The organism is Rhodococcus sp. OK302 (assembly GCF_002245895.1).
Lineage (GTDB): Bacteria > Actinomycetota > Actinomycetes > Mycobacteriales > Mycobacteriaceae > Rhodococcus_F.
In genome coordinates, this window is record NZ_NPJZ01000002.1 from 612,376 (window position 1) to 628,205 (window position 15,830).

The 15,830-nt window shown below is 62.3% G+C and carries 20 protein-coding genes and 1 pseudogene; 17 read left to right on the forward strand and 4 right to left on the reverse strand.

Annotated elements, in window-relative coordinates:
- The first annotated feature begins 16 nt into the window (after positions 1 to 16).
- The gene (locus BDB13_RS30805; RefSeq protein ID WP_094275761.1) at positions 17 to 742 is read left to right on the forward strand and encodes a hypothetical protein; all 726 of its coding nucleotides are present in this window, start codon (positions 17 to 19) and stop codon (positions 740 to 742) included.
- Positions 743 to 783: 41 nt separating this feature from the next.
- Complete coding sequence (locus tag BDB13_RS30810; RefSeq protein WP_094275762.1) at positions 784 to 1,311, forward strand: hypothetical protein; 528 nt, start codon at positions 784 to 786, stop codon at positions 1,309 to 1,311.
- A 242-nt stretch (positions 1,312 to 1,553) separates the two neighbouring features.
- On the opposite strand, the gene BDB13_RS30815 is transcribed toward BDB13_RS30810, so the two are convergent.
- Both BDB13_RS30815 and BDB13_RS30820 read right to left on the reverse strand, forming a co-directional pair.
- Complete coding sequence (locus BDB13_RS30815; RefSeq protein WP_141210783.1) at positions 1,554 to 1,823, reverse strand: ribosomal protein L7/L12; 270 nt, start codon at positions 1,821 to 1,823, stop codon at positions 1,554 to 1,556.
- Between the two features lie 233 nt (positions 1,824 to 2,056).
- On the reverse strand, positions 2,057 to 2,293 hold the full coding sequence (locus BDB13_RS30820) for a helix-turn-helix transcriptional regulator (protein WP_094275764.1): 237 nt from the start codon (positions 2,291 to 2,293) through the stop codon (positions 2,057 to 2,059).
- 255 nt (positions 2,294 to 2,548) lie between these two features.
- Here BDB13_RS30820 and BDB13_RS30825 point away from each other — a divergent pair, with 255 nt between their 5' ends.
- Positions 2,549 to 3,580, forward strand: coding sequence for a DUF3560 domain-containing protein (locus BDB13_RS30825; protein WP_254923145.1), 1,032 nt, complete (start codon positions 2,549 to 2,551; stop codon positions 3,578 to 3,580).
- Positions 3,581 to 4,133: 553 nt separating this feature from the next.
- On the opposite strand, the gene BDB13_RS30830 is transcribed toward BDB13_RS30825, so the two are convergent.
- Positions 4,134 to 4,574, reverse strand: coding sequence for a putative immunity protein (locus BDB13_RS30830; RefSeq protein ID WP_094275765.1), 441 nt, complete (start codon positions 4,572 to 4,574; stop codon positions 4,134 to 4,136).
- 54 nt (positions 4,575 to 4,628) lie between these two features.
- On the opposite strand from BDB13_RS30830, the gene BDB13_RS30835 reads away from it, so the two are divergent.
- Together BDB13_RS30835 and BDB13_RS30840 are read left to right on the forward strand one after the other, a co-directional pair.
- Positions 4,629 to 5,369 carry a MerR family DNA-binding transcriptional regulator gene (locus BDB13_RS30835; RefSeq protein WP_094275766.1) on the forward strand — a complete coding sequence of 247 codons (741 nt, stop codon included), beginning with the start codon at positions 4,629 to 4,631 and terminating at the stop codon, positions 5,367 to 5,369.
- Between the two features lie 152 nt (positions 5,370 to 5,521).
- Complete coding sequence (locus BDB13_RS30840; RefSeq protein ID WP_254923146.1) at positions 5,522 to 5,983, forward strand: hypothetical protein; 462 nt, start codon at positions 5,522 to 5,524, stop codon at positions 5,981 to 5,983.
- Positions 5,984 to 6,451: 468 nt separating this feature from the next.
- On the opposite strand, the gene BDB13_RS30845 is transcribed toward BDB13_RS30840, so the two are convergent.
- A complete protein-coding gene (locus BDB13_RS30845) occupies positions 6,452 to 6,751 on the reverse strand; it encodes a hypothetical protein (RefSeq protein ID WP_094275767.1) in 300 nt (99 codons plus the stop codon).
- Positions 6,752 to 6,949: 198 nt separating this feature from the next.
- Between BDB13_RS30845 and BDB13_RS30850 the strand changes: the two genes are divergently transcribed.
- The 12 genes and pseudogenes from BDB13_RS30850 to BDB13_RS30905 all read left to right on the forward strand — a co-directional run bounded on the left by BDB13_RS30850 (position 6,950) and on the right by BDB13_RS30905 (position 15,829).
- Entirely contained in the window at positions 6,950 to 7,261 is a 312-nt protein-coding gene (locus tag BDB13_RS30850) for a DUF7463 family protein (protein ID WP_094275768.1), read from the forward strand.
- Positions 7,258 to 7,488, forward strand: coding sequence for a hypothetical protein (locus BDB13_RS30855; RefSeq protein ID WP_094275769.1), 231 nt, complete (start codon positions 7,258 to 7,260; stop codon positions 7,486 to 7,488). Before BDB13_RS30850 ends, BDB13_RS30855 begins: the two co-directional genes overlap by 4 nt.
- Before the next feature lie 12 nt (positions 7,489 to 7,500).
- Positions 7,501 to 7,704 (forward strand): hypothetical protein, encoded by a 204-nt coding sequence (locus BDB13_RS30860; RefSeq protein WP_094275770.1) that lies wholly within the window; start codon positions 7,501 to 7,503, stop codon positions 7,702 to 7,704.
- A gap of 48 nt (positions 7,705 to 7,752) precedes the next feature.
- Positions 7,753 to 8,241, forward strand: coding sequence for a hypothetical protein (locus tag BDB13_RS30865; RefSeq protein WP_094275771.1), 489 nt, complete (start codon positions 7,753 to 7,755; stop codon positions 8,239 to 8,241).
- Between the two features lie 110 nt (positions 8,242 to 8,351).
- Entirely contained in the window at positions 8,352 to 9,152 is an 801-nt protein-coding gene (locus BDB13_RS30870; protein WP_094275772.1) for an N-formylglutamate amidohydrolase, read from the forward strand.
- A gap of 31 nt (positions 9,153 to 9,183) precedes the next feature.
- Entirely contained in the window at positions 9,184 to 10,320 is a 1,137-nt protein-coding gene (locus BDB13_RS30875; protein ID WP_254923147.1) for a hypothetical protein, read from the forward strand.
- A gap of 205 nt (positions 10,321 to 10,525) precedes the next feature.
- The gene (locus BDB13_RS30880; RefSeq protein WP_094275774.1) at positions 10,526 to 10,900 is read left to right on the forward strand and encodes a hypothetical protein; all 375 of its coding nucleotides are present in this window, start codon (positions 10,526 to 10,528) and stop codon (positions 10,898 to 10,900) included.
- Positions 10,901 to 11,036: 136 nt separating this feature from the next.
- Positions 11,037 to 11,600, forward strand: a pseudogene (locus BDB13_RS30885) (IS6 family transposase); the annotation flags it as partial.
- A 227-nt stretch (positions 11,601 to 11,827) separates the two neighbouring features.
- Positions 11,828 to 12,817: a nuclease-related domain-containing protein gene (locus BDB13_RS30890; RefSeq protein WP_176459822.1), complete on the forward strand. Its 990-nt coding sequence runs from the start codon at positions 11,828 to 11,830 to the stop codon at positions 12,815 to 12,817.
- Between the two features lie 797 nt (positions 12,818 to 13,614).
- The gene (locus BDB13_RS33430; protein ID WP_094271004.1) at positions 13,615 to 13,920 is read left to right on the forward strand and encodes a transposase; all 306 of its coding nucleotides are present in this window, start codon (positions 13,615 to 13,617) and stop codon (positions 13,918 to 13,920) included.
- An 11-nt stretch (positions 13,921 to 13,931) separates the two neighbouring features.
- On the forward strand, positions 13,932 to 14,810 hold the full coding sequence (locus BDB13_RS30900) for an IS3 family transposase (RefSeq protein ID WP_176459483.1): 879 nt from the start codon (positions 13,932 to 13,934) through the stop codon (positions 14,808 to 14,810).
- Between the two features lie 59 nt (positions 14,811 to 14,869).
- The gene (locus tag BDB13_RS30905) at positions 14,870 to 15,829 is read left to right on the forward strand and encodes an HNH endonuclease (RefSeq protein ID WP_254923148.1); all 960 of its coding nucleotides are present in this window, start codon (positions 14,870 to 14,872) and stop codon (positions 15,827 to 15,829) included.
- The last annotated feature ends 1 nt before the right edge of the window (position 15,830 follow it).

A 15,830-nucleotide genomic window follows, 5' to 3' on the forward strand; every position in this document is an offset into this window, starting at 1 on the left:
AGGTGGGTGCGCAGACATGAAGCCAATTCTGAGCACGAAGACGACGAGGCATCCGGCAGTGATCGACACACTCGGCGGCGCACCCACCGGGGCACCGCACGCCGCCCGAACCACAGCCAACTCACCCAAGACATTCAAGGCCCCGAAGGCCACTACAGCGCCGAAGGCACCAAAGGCCCCGAAAGCGCCACGCCCGCCGAAGGATGAGCCGCCCCGACGGTCCTACCGACTGCAATACGCAGCAGCGCTACTGCTGGTCACAGCTCTGCTCGGCTGGTTCCTGGTGCGCGTGTTCTCCGGATCCGACACCCCCGCGCCGACACTCGCCGCCGACGACGGGGCAGCTCCCACCTCGATGCCGGCCCTGGCCGTCACCCCGCCGGCCACCACCACCGAACCGGCCGCCGACCCCAGTGCATGCCGAACCGACCAAGGCGATCAGAAAAGCGGCGCCGGCGTCATCGCAGCCTTCGAGCACGCCTACTACGTCACCCGCTCCGGAGACGCCGTTCGTGCACTGGCCACCCCCGATTCGCCTCTGCCGCTCGCGGACAAGATCAAAGGCGGAATCGATTCCGTCCCAGCAGGAACCACCCATTGTGTGCGGATCACGACGATCACCGACCGCGTCTACTCCGTCGTGATCGCCGAAATGCGCCCCGGCCAAGAGCCAGGTCAGTTCTCGCAGACGATCACCACCAAGGACATCGACGGCCGCTGGTTCGTCGACAGCATCAGCTGACCCACGACCGCGACGACATTCTTTTAAGAGAGACGAACCCAATGAATCACTCTGCCAACCGAACCCGCCGCGCCGTAACTGTCGCGGTCGCCGCCGTCGGGGTCCTTGCCGTGTTGACCGCATGTGGGAGCGATGACAGTCGCGCAGCTGCCGGTGTGTCCGCGTCCACCAGTGGCACGGTCGTCACCGACTCCACCGACGATCTCGGCAGCATCATCATCGGCTGGGGTGAAAAGCACTCCGACACCGAGATCACGACCCCGAAACCCGAGGACGTCACCGCTCGGTGCACCGGAACAGGTGAGAACCTCGTCGTGAACATCTCGTCACCGAACGGCTGGAAGATCAAGGCATCCAACCCTTCTCAAGTGCTTTCCGTCGAGAACGCCGAGCAGGACCTGTCGGGTGACATTGATACCGCCAACCAGTTTCTCGAAGCCCTGCACTCGGTCGACTGGTCGCAGCCAGGTCAGGTCGACATCGCGGCTACCGCCGACGCGCCGGCCGACTGGAACTCGCCCTACGGAATGGGTCGCGTTTACCTGTCGCTGCACGTCGACTGCAACTGACAGGTGACGTCTCGTCTGCCGCCTTGACGCAGGTTGCAATAAGAATTTCCGTCACTCAAACTGCTTCACCGATGCCCCGGCCCGAATGATGTCGCCGGGGCATCGGCGTGTCCGGACTCGACTGCTGCGCGCACCGAAAAGCGCCGCCACGCAGTGTGTTCACGGTCGGTCCTGTTAACTGCACTAAAACGGGAGCCGTGAAGCGTGAACCAAGTCTCAGGGATCGACAATTACCCGTCGCATCACTCATTCCTAGAACGCCCTAGCTCCGTATCGACCATGTCCGCAGCATCGTTGAGTCCCAGCCCACTGTGCTGCTCACGAAGCGATTTGATCGCGGCAATCCGGTTTGAGGTCACCGCAATCGCTGCCTGTACATCCCCCACTGGTACATCAGCCGGATCGATCCAGCCGACAAGACTGCTGCGCACCGGTTTGTTCCGATTCCTCCAGTGCCGCACCGCAAACACAACAAATCCAACAGTAGCGATGGCCCAGATCCCCAGGTCCACCCAATCCCTCCCCGACCGGGATGCCGACGTGACGTCACTGATGTTCCCCGGGCCGAGCAGGATCAGCAGAATCGCTCCTACCGTGTAGGACCACCGCTCAAGGCGTTCGCTCTCGTACCATCTTGCGGACATCAACCGATGATTGCACGACATCCGAACCGCACAACACTGATACCGATATCCATTCACGAAATCGCGGCGTGGTGCAGAGAAGTAGGGAATGAGCGTTGTGGTTAGTCCTGTGGTCGTTTGATGTCGCTGCGTGAGCCTTGGCCAGGCCGGTTGCGGATCCATTCGAGGATTTCTTCGCGGTCGTAGACCGGGGTCCGTCCGAACTTGTCGACTGGAGCCGGGGCTTGGCCGCGATGAACGTAGGCGCGGAAGGTGGCGTTACTGTATTCGACCCCGGTCTCCGCTTTGATCAGTTCTATGCACTCCTGCGTGGTGAGAAGGTCGTCGCGGGTAGTCATGTCAGATCTCCGGTGATGTCGGGTCCGAGGGTATCGGAGTGTCGGTGTAGTGGGTTCCCACTACCAAGACCTTACAACGTGGAGTTGTATTCGGGGAAATTTCCAACGAGCACGTCGGCGCTTGCAACCTTGCAACGTCACGTTGTATAGTTTGGAGGTAGCCAACCCGAGCAAGGGAACGCGATCCGGCCAAGCCGGCACAGCCGAAGTGCATCCACCGCGGCCTTCCCGATTGCTGCTCACTCTCATCTTCTCGTGAACGGAGAATCACTCATGGCATTGGTCATCAGTCACGCAGCCGCCGAAGGAACCCTTATCGAAGGAACGAGCAAGGGGGACAACAGCATTCCGATACTCAAGCTGAACGGCTGGCGCTGGTCTCGCAACTTGGGCAGCTGGTACATCCAGCGTTCCCGAGATACCGCCCCGAAGTGGCACATCATCAACTCGACTGCAGAAGCCCTGCGCGCCGCCGGCTTCACCGTCGACGTTGACGTCGACGACACGTACCGGACCACCGCCGAGGTCGAAGCCGACAAGATCGCCCGCCAGGAAGACCGCGTCGGCGCACTGACCGACAAGGCTCACACCCTCGCCGTACGCGAAGACGCCGCTGATCAGCGCGCCCACGAATTGGCGGATCGCGTCCCCTTCGGGCAGCCGATTCTGGTCGATCACTACAGCGCCCCGGCAATGCGCAAGCATTACGAGAAGGTGCACATGGCATCTCGGGATGCGATCGACGCGTACCGGGCGACGCAGCGCGCGGCAGGGCGCGCCGACGCCGCAGCGAAGACCACCGAATACCGCTACAACCCGAACGTCGTCGCACGCCGCATCGAGAAGCTCAAGGCTGACCAGCGCCGCACTCAGCGCTCGATCGACGGCCACACGCGCACGCTCTTCGTGCATGACGGCGTCAAGCACGTCGAAGCCCATGACGCCGCCACCGGCACCTATCGCGAGAACCTCGAACGCGAAAGCGGCCACCTGCTCGATCAGATCGAATTCTGGTCCGGCGTCTACGACCAGCTCGTCGACGACGGTGCTGCCGTCGCCTACAGTCGCGAGGTCATCACCAAGGGTGACCACATCACCTACGACGGCAGAAGCTGGCACCAGGTCGTCCGCGTCAACACCAAAAGCGTGAGCATCCCGTCCATCGTCGGCGGCAGCTGGACCGACAAGGTGCTTTACATCAACATCCGCGCTCTGCGCGACGACAAGGCGCAACCGGTCGCCATTGTCGACGGCGCACGCCAGGTGGCGGTGCCCGAGAATGCCTGAAAAGCGCAGCACGTCAAAGGAACCGCCTTCCTCGATTGCATCGCTCGCGTACGTCGCCGAACTCGCAGCCTTCGTGTTACTGGTCTGCGGGCTCGGGGTAGTGCTCACCGGCATCGGGAGGGCGTGATGATCGTCGATCTGATCGAACTCCTACGGATCGCCTGGGCGCTGATCGAGTTCTGGGTGATCTGAGATGACGTGAACGAGAAGAGGCCGCACATCCCTCCGATGTGCGACCTCTTCTTTCGCTCACACAGGCGATGGGAGCCACGTTTCTGCGGCCGGATCTAGTCTTGGCAGACAATCGCCCGGCCGAGTCGCCGCTACGCTCGGCGCCATGCTCGTATGGATCAACGGCGCGTTCGGCGCGGGGAAGGCCATCCGTCGTCGACGACGCGGCGAGCAACTTTGAGGCGGTGGCGTGGGGTGAGGGTGGCGTTCGCGTGAGTCACAGATGTTCCCGAGTTTCTGGGGTCCAGGAGGGGCCCGGCGGTGGCTGGCGTGCGATCGGTCTGGTCTGGTAGTCAGGTCGTGCCTGGCGCAAGTACTTGTGTCAGGCGGTGAAGATGTATTCGCGCATGCGGGCGGTAACGTGGGCGCGTTGCCACGCGAGTTCCTCGGTGAGGGCAGGTCCGGAAAGCGCCTTGCGCGTGTACCGTTCGACGTTGCGTGCGTGCCCACCCATGTGGGCAATGGCGACTGCTTGGCCACAGGCGCGAGCCACAGCTTCAGCGGCGGGATCATCACACTCTCGGGCGGCAGCGTGGCATGCGAAGGCCTGTTTGCGCATCGGTCCGATGGACAGCGTTCCTGCACGGAACTGGCTGGTCGAGTTCAGGGCGATCTCCAGGCGGTCGTCAGTGGGGCGGTGGCGGGTGAAGATCGGGAGGAGCCGGTAGATGCAGCCGGCGGCCCAGCCGATCAGCTCCCGTCGGTCTTCTTCGGACAATGTCAGATCGTTGGGGTCAGGTTGAGACTGCGCGATTGTCTGCATGTCTTCGAAACATACCGCTGAAGGTTCGTTTGAGGATTTGGCACTCTTGAGTGTGTGAGTAGTCGGAAAAACCTCAAAGCATGGTCTCGGCCGGCCAACCTTGCCCGCGCGCACGGACTGTCCACGCAAGCGATCCGGAACTACGAGGCTGAAGGAATCCTGCCCGCGGCCGCGCGCACGCCGACTGGGCATCGTCGCTTCACGCTGGTGCATCGCCTAGCGCTGGATGCCTTTGTGGCTCTGGTAGCAGCGACTGGACGCCCCTCTGCTGTGCGGATTCTGCGTGCCTGTAACGCCAATGATCTCGACGTAGCGCTTGAAGAGCTCGACCATGTCCATGCCCAACTCCTCGCGGATCGGCTCACCGTCCGCACCCTCAACACATCGATCGAGGCCGTCGCGGAGGTGAGCCCTCCTCAGCGCGCGTCGCTTGCGCCAGTCGAGCTGGCACGTCGGCTCGGGCTGACCACCACGACGCTGCGCGACTGGGAAGCAGCTGGCATCCTTACCCCTGCCCGCGTGTCGGGCACGCGCCATCGCATTTATGGACCACAGGATGTTCGCGATGCAGAACTCGCCCACCTGCTTCGCCGTGGTGGCCAAGGACTGACAGAGATCGCATCCGTCATCGGGGCTGTCCGAGACAACGGAGGCACCATCGAGCTGATGGAGACCATCGCCGATTGGAAGACTCACTTGTCGAGGCGCGGCGGCGCACTCCTCGCTGCCAGCAACGCCCTCGCCCAGTACCTTGGCGGGCGCGACGCTGAGTCGGCGGCCGAGCGTCGGCTGTGAGCCAAGTGCTCGATCAACGTTTCCGGTCAGTACAGCTAGACACTCTCGTCGACCCCGATAACTAGATCGTCCGGCCAGCGATGGTGCTGAGCGTGGTCGTCTTGTCGGCGGTCACTGCTACGGTCGAGCAAGATCGCCACGAAGGAGGAACTGTGACTGAGCCCGACGCAACGATGATCCAAATCGGCTACGGGATCGAGCTGAGCCAGCGTGGCGAACGCGAGGCCGCCCGCAGCCTCTTCGCTGAGGTTTGGGATCAGATCGGCGGAGAGCACGGGGATCCCTTTCATCGCTGCGGACTGGCACACTCGATGGCTGACGTACAAGACGACGTGCATGAGGAACTGGCCTGGGACCTGCGTGCGTTTGAGGCGGCGGGCCTGATCACCGACGAGCGAGTCGCGCAGGTGGGGATGGCCAGTCCCGTGGCGGGGTTCTATCCGTCGCTGCACCTCAACCTCGGCGAGTGCTACCGAAAGCTCGGTGATCTCGACCGTGCCCGCGAGCACCTGGGGCGCGGGCAAGCCGCCGTAAGAGCGCTGACCGACGATGGCTACGGCCGGATGATCAAAGCGGGCCTCGACCGGCTAGCGGAACGTCTCGCGACCGGTTGATGGTCGAGACCCACTCAGGCGGAAGCCGGCGTGAGAGCCGCGACCTGTTCCATGGAGTGATCAGGCTGCGGGGCCCTTCGGTCGTCCGCGCTGCATCGCTTGCGATGACGCCGGCCGATGAGCGTGCGAGAAGCCAGTCTCTGATTCCACCGCATCGAAGGGTCCGTGTTGGCGTCCGATCATGAGCCCGTCGTGCGCTTCACCCCTGGAAGCCGAACTGAAAGGGATTGTGTACTAACCAATCCGGCAGATAAGCCGGGCTAGCAGGGAAGGCAGCTAAGGCTCTAGCGACGCGCGAATCGGCCTCCGGTACTGGAGGCAAAGCCCCACCTTGCAACATTACAACGTCACGTTGTAAACTTTGGCAAGTTGTGCTCGTTACTCAAAGGCGTAGTCAGAGAAGAGAGTTCGCATGTCATCACCGAAAATCCTCTACGGTTCCGTCACGCTTCAGCCCATCGGCCCCAGTCACTGTTCGACCCCGGTGGAACTCGGCGACGACATGCTCTTCGCTGTTCCCGACGTGGCAACGAGCATTTTTCCGACGATGCCGGCACGGTCGTTGCGCAAACCGAATCCCTCTCGCTCGAGGATGGAACCCTCGTATGGGATCTGGTCTGCCAGGTTCGGATCCTTGCCTACCGGGGTCGTGACGGCGACTATCTCGCGTTTCGATGGCCCGACCGCGCCCGGAGAGAGGAAACCCTGATGGGGGAATGGCCGGTTGATCTCGCTGATCGCCGCCAGGCGGCGCGTGCCATCTGGCACCTGATCGGACTGTGCTCCACCTAGTCTGAGCTGCGGCGATGGCACGTCCCATGGCCGTGGTTGCCTGTTCCTGAACTCAGTCGACCCACTGCATATTCGATGTGGTGGGTCGACTTTTTTGTGCGTGCCGCAACGCCTCTTGCACATTACAACTCGACGTTGTAAGGTTGTTTTCAACACCAACCGAGAGGCTTCGACATGACCCGCACAGCCAACAACCCGATCACCGCCGAGATCGTCGAAGCCGCATACAATCTCGGCAACACCAATGGTGATGCCCACCTGGTACTCGACAACGATGTCATCAAGATCCTTGCGCCCTTGGAACACCAGCTGACCAAAGCGCAGCAAGACATTCGAGACGAAACGCATCTCGCGGACTGGCAACGGTTCAGACTCCTGCGCGACGTCCGAGTCGGCGCACAGATCTACGTCGCGCTCAACCGAGCCCGCGGACAAGGCCGCAAAACCATCCGCATCGACGACCTACTGAAAGAAGCAACCCGATGACTGCATCCGACACCGTCACCGGCCACGTCGCCACCATCGACGGCGAGCCCGTCCTCGTCGCCGGATACGTCGATGCCTTCCCCCACCACCCCGCCAGAGGTGTCCAGATCGCCGCATTCGGATCCGCTGCACCGGAGTCGGATCTGCCGCTGTTCGCGTTGGTCTCGGTCACCTGGGCCACGGAGGTCATGACTATCGATGCCCGTGCCCAGACCAGCACAAGCTAATACGTCGCGGGAATGCTCGGCTGCCCGCGCGGGGTTACCTGGTACCTCACGCCCGCCGACTACGACGCAGACACCGGAATCTATTCGCTGGTCCGCAAGTCGCTCGCAGCAGGCGCACGAACGGCGCACCTGCCCGAATCGCTGATTGCCGCCATGGCCGCGCAGCGACGTAATCCGCCCAACGTCATGCGGGTTCACGACTTCTCCACCCGCTGATCGAGACTGGTCTCTGACGCACCAGCGACCAGACGAAGGAAACAACTCATGAAACGCGAAACCTTTTGGAGCTGCCACGCCGCACCGACGGTGTCCGAAGCGCTCGAGGTCGCCACCCGCGAGGCCGTGGCCGCGATGCACGAATCGCTCGGCGCGGACGCGCAGCCCTTCAACATCTCGCACACCACCACCGTCGTCTCCGCCGAAATCCCACAAACACCCGACATGCTCAGATCCCTTGCCGGAGCACGGCCCACCCACCAATACGAAGCAGAAGCCCTCGCCCGCGGTGATGCTCATCGGCGAGATCTGGTGACCACCCGATCAGCCAACGACACCCAAGGAACGAACATGTACCCCGACCGACTCGACGCCATCGCAGCAGCAGCCCACACCGCCGGCGCATCGGCGCAGACGCACAACCTCGGAGCCGTCCACGCCGAGGTCCATCACGCCGCGCTCACCCTGCCGCAGTACCGACCCGCACGCCTGCCACAGACATCGTGGGAATCGATCCTCGCCGACCACCGCCGCTGACCGACAAACCCGCCGAATCTCTATTCCGCGTGGTCAATTCACGTCCCGGAAGTCCCGGAAAGTGTCGTTGCCTGGCAGGATGAGCATTCGAGAACAACAGGGGGAATTCAATGTTCAACGCTTTTACGGTGATGCCGGGCGACGAGGGATCGCCGGTCATCGTTCATGTTCCGCATTCCGCGCGCGTGATCCCGCAGGGCATCCGGGCCGACCTGATGCTCACCGACCAGGAGCTAGCCGACGAGCTGGACGAGGCCACCGACACCGCCACCGACGAGATCGCGATCGCTGCCCTCGCACACGTCCGCCTGCTGCCGGCAGTCGTGATCAACGGGCTCTCCCGCCTGGTCGTCGACCCGGAACGGTTCCCCGACGGCGATCCGGCGGAGGCGTTCGGTCGCGGCGCGGTCTACACCCGGACCTGCTCCGGAGCGCCGCTGCGCGCCGAGCCGTACCCAGCTCGGGAGGAACTGATCGACGGGTATTTCCGGCCCTACGCCGCTGCGGTCACCGACGCCGTCACCGACCGGCTCAACGCATACGGGCGTGCGATCGTCATCGACCTGCACTCGTATCCGGCGAGGCCGTCCGCGTTCGAGGACGCCGCCGCATCCCGGCCACCGCTGTGTATCGGGACCGACTCCTGGCACACACCGGAGTGGCTGATCGACGCCGCCCGTGGCGCTTTCGCGTCCCTCGGCGAGATCTCCGAGAACACTCCCTACGGCGGCACGTACGTGCCGCTGCGGCACTACGGATGGGACGACCGGGTGTCCTCGGTGATGATCGAGCTACGCCGCGACACGTACCTGACCGATCCAGCCGCACCGCACCCCGAACGCATCGCGCAGCTCGGCCGCGACCTCGCTGCCCTGATCGACGCAGCCACCGACCGATCCGCTGATGTGTAAACCCAAGCCAGGACCGCGCTGCACCCCCCACATGCGCGAGCGCCTCGACAAGGTCACGGCGCGCGTCGATCAAGCCCGCGCCAAGCTCGACGAGCACCCCAGCCACGCACGGTTGCAACGCCGACTCGCAGCAGCCGACGCCGATTTCGAGGAAACCCTCGAGCTCTACGACTCCACACCCGGCGGTCAGGACGACCTGCGCGCCGCGTTCGCCACTGAACCTGACCCGGAGCGCCGCGCAGATCTGGACCGCAGGCTGGCCGCTGGGCAGCAGCTGCGCGCCGAACAAACCGAAGCCCTCCGCCGCGCCCGAAACGGCGCGGACAATGACAACGAGCGAGGAGAACACGATGGACGAACCGATGACACAGGAACGCCGCGAGAGGTTCTGGAAGAAGTACGGCTGGAGCCCGGAACTGCCGGAGGACCAGCGGAAGGCGATCGAGGAGCGCTACACGGACTCGGGAATCGAGGAAGCGGAAGCCTTCGGCTTCTGATCAACGGCCAACAGATCCACCCGGTCGCCGATCACACACTCTCCGCCGACGAACGCGCAGACTTCGCCGAGCGGGGTCTGTCCGCACCCACGCTCTACGAACTGGCACCTGCCGACGCGGGCATCTACCGCGCGCAGATGCTGGAGCTGACCCGCAGAAATACCTATGCCGCATCGGTTCACGTCTACGACGAGGACGAGTACCGGCAGATGCGGCTCCTGGTCACCGACGACGGAAAGGCCGGCGTCGCGCTCAAGGGCGACGAAGTCGTTTCGGTGTTCGCGCACAAGGACAGCGCGCATTCCGATGTCGCGCAGTCGATGCTCCGACAAAGCGCGATGCTCGGAGGTCATCGTCTGGACTGCTTCGACACCGTCCTGCCGAACCTGTACGCGGATGCCGGATTCGTTCCCGTCGCGCGACTGGCCTGGAACGACGACTACGCACCCGACGGCTGGGACTACCAACAGTTCGGCCGCTTCAACGGCGGACGGCCCGACGTGGTGTTCATGGCCTACGACCCCGAAAAGGTTGGCGGCACATACACCCCCGGCGCAGGGGCGTACATCGATGAGTACGACGTGGGGATCGCCCGCGCCCAGGCGTACGGAAACAACGACACCATCACCGTCGCCAACGACACCTCGACCAGGCGGAGTGAGCATGTCTGACCTTCGAAGACGATTGACCGTCGCAGTCACAGACGGAACGCTGCAGGCATCCCTCATCGGCGACGGTACAAACAGTGAGGGAACCCACCGCGTTGCCGCGCAATGTCGCTGCTACCCAAACGCGGGATTGTGTCCTACCCCAACGGTTTTCCTGATTCGAGTGACTACTGCGGCGAACCGAACGAAATTAAGGAAGAGCTGGAACATGACCGATGAATACTACGAGGATTACGTAGCCGGACTCACTTCTCTGAAGGAGAAATACCCGCTTGATCCGGAAAACCGTGCATCTCTCCCCGACTTCTACCCGCACGACCGCCACCCGATCGACGGATTCCACGTCGTCATCACTCTTGTCGACGAGGAAATCCATCCCCTGCTCATCGACTTGGCTGGCCCTGAGGCCCCGGCCTACGCCGATGATCTGACGACCTTGATCCAGCAGTTCATTCGCGCCCGCAAAGAAACGGAGCTATTCGGTAGTCGCGCACCAGGATCGGCACAGTTCCTCCCCGCCACATTCGGCAGCTATGACAGCGCACCGCAACCCCCAATGCCACAGTTCTACCGACAGCCATGACTGCGCGGTTGCCTGGTCGATACTCGACTCAGATCCGAATCGGCGTCAGTGAGCGTGGTCAGCGGGGGTACGACAAAGAATCCACACACGAAAGCGAGATCTCTCATGAATGAGCCACTCCAGCCGATGGGTCCACTCCATCCGGCGGTGGTGTGCCAGTTCGGGCAGGCCTACGCCAACCAGCTGCGCCGACGACGGGCGCGGCCCGGCGACAGGGGGCACCTCGACGAGGTGTTCATCCGAATCGACGGCAAACTGCTTTACCTGTGGCGTACGGTCGATCAGCACGGCAACGTGCTCGACGTACTGGTCCAGTCACGCCGAAACGGCAACGCCGCCAAGCGATTCTTCCGCAAGCTGCTCAAGGGCTTGCGATATGTGCCGCGGGTGATCGTCACCGACAAGCTGGGCAGCTACCAGGTGGCGCACCGCGAGATGCTGGGCTCGGTCGAGCATCGCCGATCCAAGTACTTTCAGCAACCGGGCCGAGAATTCCCATCAGCCGACCCGACAGCGGGAGCGGGCGATGAAACACTTCACCTCAACCAGGCACGCGCAACGCTTCCTCTCCGCTTTCTCGGGTATTTCACCGCATTTCCGGCCCAACCGGCACGGGCTCTCGGCGTCTGAGTGGCGTACCGAGATGGCCGACCGTTTTGCGGTCTGGCAGGCGGTCACCGCGACTGACGCCACCGCCTGAAAGTGAACGGCCCGGCGATGTCCCGTAAAAGCCTGTCCCAAACAGGCGTCGCTGCTAGCTTTTTAACTAACGTGACAGTGCCTGCACGGGGGAGCTGCTGCTCGTCGATCCGGGGTGATGTGGGGTGTGCGACGGGTGCATGAAAGCCGATTCGGCACGAGCACTGACCTTCTCAGCATCCGTCAATCGTTGGTATCGATAGGGACATGTCAGAGGGGTGGGTTGTAATGACAGTTGTGAATGCACTTCTTGTTGGATTGGCAGTTGTTCTCGTCGGCGCTCTAGCCGCGGCGATCTGGTGGCATCAGCGGTCCCGTAAAGCGTGGAATGCGAATTCCGCCCACACAGCACAGGCTTTTGGGTTGAACGAGGCTGCGGCTGCCTCTCGTTATCAGAACGCGGTGTCGACGATGCAGGCCCAGCAGAGTGCGGACGTGTCGAGGCTCAGGGGCGAACACCAACGGAAAATCGATGAACTGAGCGCGGAGCGTGATAACCACCTGGCTCGATATTCGACGATCAAAGACAGCTACGTTCTCGCGATCGGACAGGGCGAGTTGACCTCGCGTGATCGGCTTCTGTACGTGTGCAACAGGATTGGGCTCGATGCGATCGTGGTGACGAACCTCGTGTTCCGTCCGGTCGAGGCCCAGGACACCGATCCCTTCCACGCGCAGATCGATCACCTGCTCATCACCCGAACGGGGATGTTGATTGTCGAGAGCAAATACTGGAAAGGCGTCATCTTCGACGGCGTCGACATCCGCACTCACCATTCGGCACTGGCTTCGCTGCTCGCTACCGAAAGCATCGAACGTGTCTCGACCGGGAAACGCGCGATGCGTATTCGTAGCTCTGACGTAGACCGGACAGAAATGCGAGTGATGCTTCACCCGTCACCGGCGGAGCAGGTACGTCGACAAGCGGTCCGGCTGAGTGAGCTTCTCAAGTCCCGGCAGGTGCAACCCCCGTGGATCAGCACATGCGTGTTCTACTCCCACACTGACGCAGTCGTCCAGCATGCTCGCAGCAACGGTGCTACGGCGTTGGTCAGTGACCCCGCAGGGCTTGAACAAACCGTGCGTGCACTCGGAAAACGGGCTAACGGTGCGGTACTCGACGTCGATGCCCTGGCACGTGTACTCGCCCCGCTCGGCCCAGACATCTGCGGTGTGGGCGCTCACGCCGAACAGTGGGGCAGTCCACTCGACATGTGAAGACGGAGACGCTGAAAGCGTGAAGCCCTACTCGGGCGGGATCTGCACGTGGAAAAGACGTGGTGATCGGATTCTCTAGGGGTGTTGATCGCGCCTGCTGTGAACCACTTTTTTCGCCCGCAAAGGCAGCAGCATTGCGGGTGACCGTTGATGTGCCGCAGGGCTTCGATCTGGCTGCTCGTCGTGCGATTCGTCGGGCGGTTGCGCGTGCGGCGGAAGGGAACGCGCTCCACGGTGATGAACTCGGGCGTGGCTCAGAGGATGAGGCGGCGCATTGCGTGGTTGGGTCCGCGTCGACCTGAACCGCTAGACGGCGTGTGGGACCGGCGCGCAATCGCCGAGCGGTCAGGTACTCAAGAAAAGCGTGGGTGCCGCCGGCGCCATCGGTGCGGATCAGCACTTTCTTTCCGACCGCACCACCGGTGCGGAACACGGGAACTGCGCTGTTAGGTCGGCGGGGCGGGGCCGTCATTCAACGGTGCGGCCAGCCCGACAATCTCCGGTCAGTTCCGCGACCCAGGCAATGGTTGTCAGATGTCGATCACCCTTCTCTGTCAGCCGCAGATACTTATCCGAGTCATTAGTCGGTCGCTTTTTCGCGCCATTATCAATCAACCCGAGAGCGCCAGTTTTCGTTTTGACCAGGTCGGTCGTCCCGGGCATAATGCCGTCAGCATGGGGGCGTGTTCGTGCTTCCCGTTAAACCGGAGGTAAGAACATGTGGCAAGTGTGAGGTTCACCCCGGATGGTGGACACCGAGATAGCGGGACTAAAGGTTCCGCTGGGAGGATGTCCTCATGTCCCGCAAGCGCAGGTCGTTCACGACCGAGTACAAGGTCGAAGCCGCCCGCCGGGTGATCGATACCGGCCGCACCATCGCCGAGGTCGCCCGCGACCTCGGGTTAAGCGAGAATCTGCTCGGGCGGTGGGTCGCCGACGAACGACGACGCATCGATGCTGCTGCAACGTCCGGAGATCAACCGTTGACCGCCGCGGAACGTACCGAACTGGCACGACTGCGCAAGCAGGTCTCCGAGCAGGAGAAAGACATAGCGTTCCTGAAAAAAGCGTCCGCGTACTTCGCGGCGCATCAACAAAAGTAGAGCTCTACACGTTGATCGCTGCGGAGTGCGCGAACTTCGCGATCCACCGGATGGCGCGACTCCTCAATGTCTCGACCTCCGGTTTCTACAAACACCAAGAACGCAGTGTCCGAACACGATTGGGTGAACGGCAACAGCGGCGCGCGGACCTGGAAGTGAAGATCCTCGACATCCACAGAGAATCGAAAGGTGTGTACGGGTCCCCGCGGATCACCGCCGAACTTCACGACGGCGGGGAGATTATTACCGAGAAGACCGTCGCGAAGATCATGCGGTCACTCGGCATCGTCGGAATCAGCCCGCGCACGTTCAAAATCCGTACCACCGTCGCCGACCCGTTTGCTTCCTTTCCGGACGACCTGGTGCAACGACGGTTCGATCAGGGCCGCGTCGACGCCGTGTGGACTTCCGACATCACGTACCTGACCTGCGGTGAAGGTGACATGTACCTGTGCGCAATCAAGGACGAGCACTCGAAGAAGGTTCTGGGATGGTCGGTGGCCGATCACATGCGGACCGAACTGGTCATCGAAGCCTTGGACATGGCGGTAGCAGCTCGCGGCGGGGATGTCGCCGGCACAATCATGCACTCGGACAGAGGAAGTCAATATACGGCCGACATCATGAAGCAGGCGTGCGAACGGTACGGGCTGCGCCGTTCGATGGGAGCTACCGGAATATGCTGGGACAACGCCGGCGCGGAGAGTCTGTGGTCCACGTTCAAGCACGAGTACTACTACCGACACGCTTTCGCCTATGCATCGGAATTAGTTGCTGCAGTTGACAACTGGATGCACATCTACAACACTCGCCGTAGGCACTCCACGATCGGGATGCTCAGCCCCACGAACTACGAAAAGTCACTGACCGCGACCTTGATGGTCGCGTGACCACTGTCCACTTTTCGGGGTGAACCTCAGTGATCGGGATTCTGCTCCTCGTCGGCATTGTGGTCGCAGCAATCCAGGCTCTTTGGCCGGTCGCCCTCGTCGCGGGAATTGGCTATCTCCTGTATCGGCTTATCCGGCACATCCTGAAGGAGCGTTACTTCGCCAGCGAGGAGTTCCTGGCGCATAAGGCCGAGATCGCTTCGGTGATCGCCGAGCACAATGAGGTCCTTAGCTACGTCGCCGAGATCCGCAGCGGAGGAACCTTCGTACTCGGCGGGTCATCGACCGGTGCGCAGGCGCACCTGGCGACGTTCGACAACACCAGCCGTCACAAGTACCGGCGTGACCGCAACCTGGCCACTTATCAGGCTCCAAACGTTCACAACTGCTCGCTGCAGGTCGTTCGCAACGCCAGCGTCGACCCGATCAAGTACCTAATGAAGTACTTCGACATCAGGGCCAACGAGGAAGACCTCGCCGAGGTGGAGAGCCTCGGGGACGGCATCACCCGTCTGGAGGATGCGGTCGCGAATCTTCAGCAGCGGGAGGCCGGCATCACACAAATGGTCAACCCGCCGAAGTTCATCCTCAAGCACTACTCCGACGAGTTCATGAAGCACGTCGGAGTCGAGTTGTCGCCGATCAGCGTGCCGTACCCGGTCTATGCCTTCGAGTACGTCAGTGCCGGTGGAAACAGCAGTCAGCGATCATCTGTCACTCTCAACCGGCAGACGATCGACGTGCTGATCGAAACTATGTCGCAGAAGATCAAGTGGCGGAAGAGCGCGGCTGGCCAGCGCGCGCTCATGACCACGAAGCTGCGCGACATGATCAAGACCCGTGACAACCACACTTGCCGGTACTGCTCGATTTCTCTGTCGGCGGAACCGCACCTGTTGCTAGAGGTGGATCACATCATGCCTGTGTCCAAGGGCGGTCTGACAGCGCCGGAGAATCTCCAAACCTTGTGCTGGCGGTGTAACCGGACCAAGTCGAATAAGATCATCGCGGCGGGGTAGG

Excerpts from the sequence above, each read along its gene's own strand:
- BDB13_RS30860 (WP_094275770.1), top strand. The coding sequence starts at position 7,501 with ATGCTCGGCTGCCCGCGCGGGGTTACCTGGTACCTCACGCCCGCCGAC.
- BDB13_RS30890 (WP_176459822.1), top strand. The coding sequence starts at position 11,828 with ATGACAGTTGTGAATGCACTTCTTGTTGGATTGGCAGTTGTTCTCGTC.
- BDB13_RS30810 (WP_094275762.1), top strand. The coding sequence starts at position 784 with ATGAATCACTCTGCCAACCGAACCCGCCGCGCCGTAACTGTCGCGGTC.
- BDB13_RS30820 (WP_094275764.1), bottom strand. The coding sequence starts at position 2,293 with ATGACTACCCGCGACGACCTTCTCACCACGCAGGAGTGCATAGAACTG.
- BDB13_RS30850 (WP_094275768.1), top strand. The coding sequence starts at position 6,950 with ATGACCCGCACAGCCAACAACCCGATCACCGCCGAGATCGTCGAAGCC.
- BDB13_RS30875 (WP_254923147.1), top strand. The coding sequence starts at position 9,184 with ATGCGCGAGCGCCTCGACAAGGTCACGGCGCGCGTCGATCAAGCCCGC.
- BDB13_RS30855 (WP_094275769.1), top strand. The coding sequence starts at position 7,258 with ATGACTGCATCCGACACCGTCACCGGCCACGTCGCCACCATCGACGGC.
- BDB13_RS30830 (WP_094275765.1), bottom strand. The coding sequence starts at position 4,574 with ATGCAGACAATCGCGCAGTCTCAACCTGACCCCAACGATCTGACATTG.
- BDB13_RS30865 (WP_094275771.1), top strand. The coding sequence starts at position 7,753 with ATGAAACGCGAAACCTTTTGGAGCTGCCACGCCGCACCGACGGTGTCC.
- BDB13_RS30880 (WP_094275774.1), top strand. The coding sequence starts at position 10,526 with ATGACCGATGAATACTACGAGGATTACGTAGCCGGACTCACTTCTCTG.
- BDB13_RS33430 (WP_094271004.1), top strand. The coding sequence starts at position 13,615 with ATGTCCCGCAAGCGCAGGTCGTTCACGACCGAGTACAAGGTCGAAGCC.
- BDB13_RS30870 (WP_094275772.1), top strand. The coding sequence starts at position 8,352 with ATGTTCAACGCTTTTACGGTGATGCCGGGCGACGAGGGATCGCCGGTC.
- BDB13_RS30805 (WP_094275761.1), top strand. The coding sequence starts at position 17 with ATGAAGCCAATTCTGAGCACGAAGACGACGAGGCATCCGGCAGTGATC.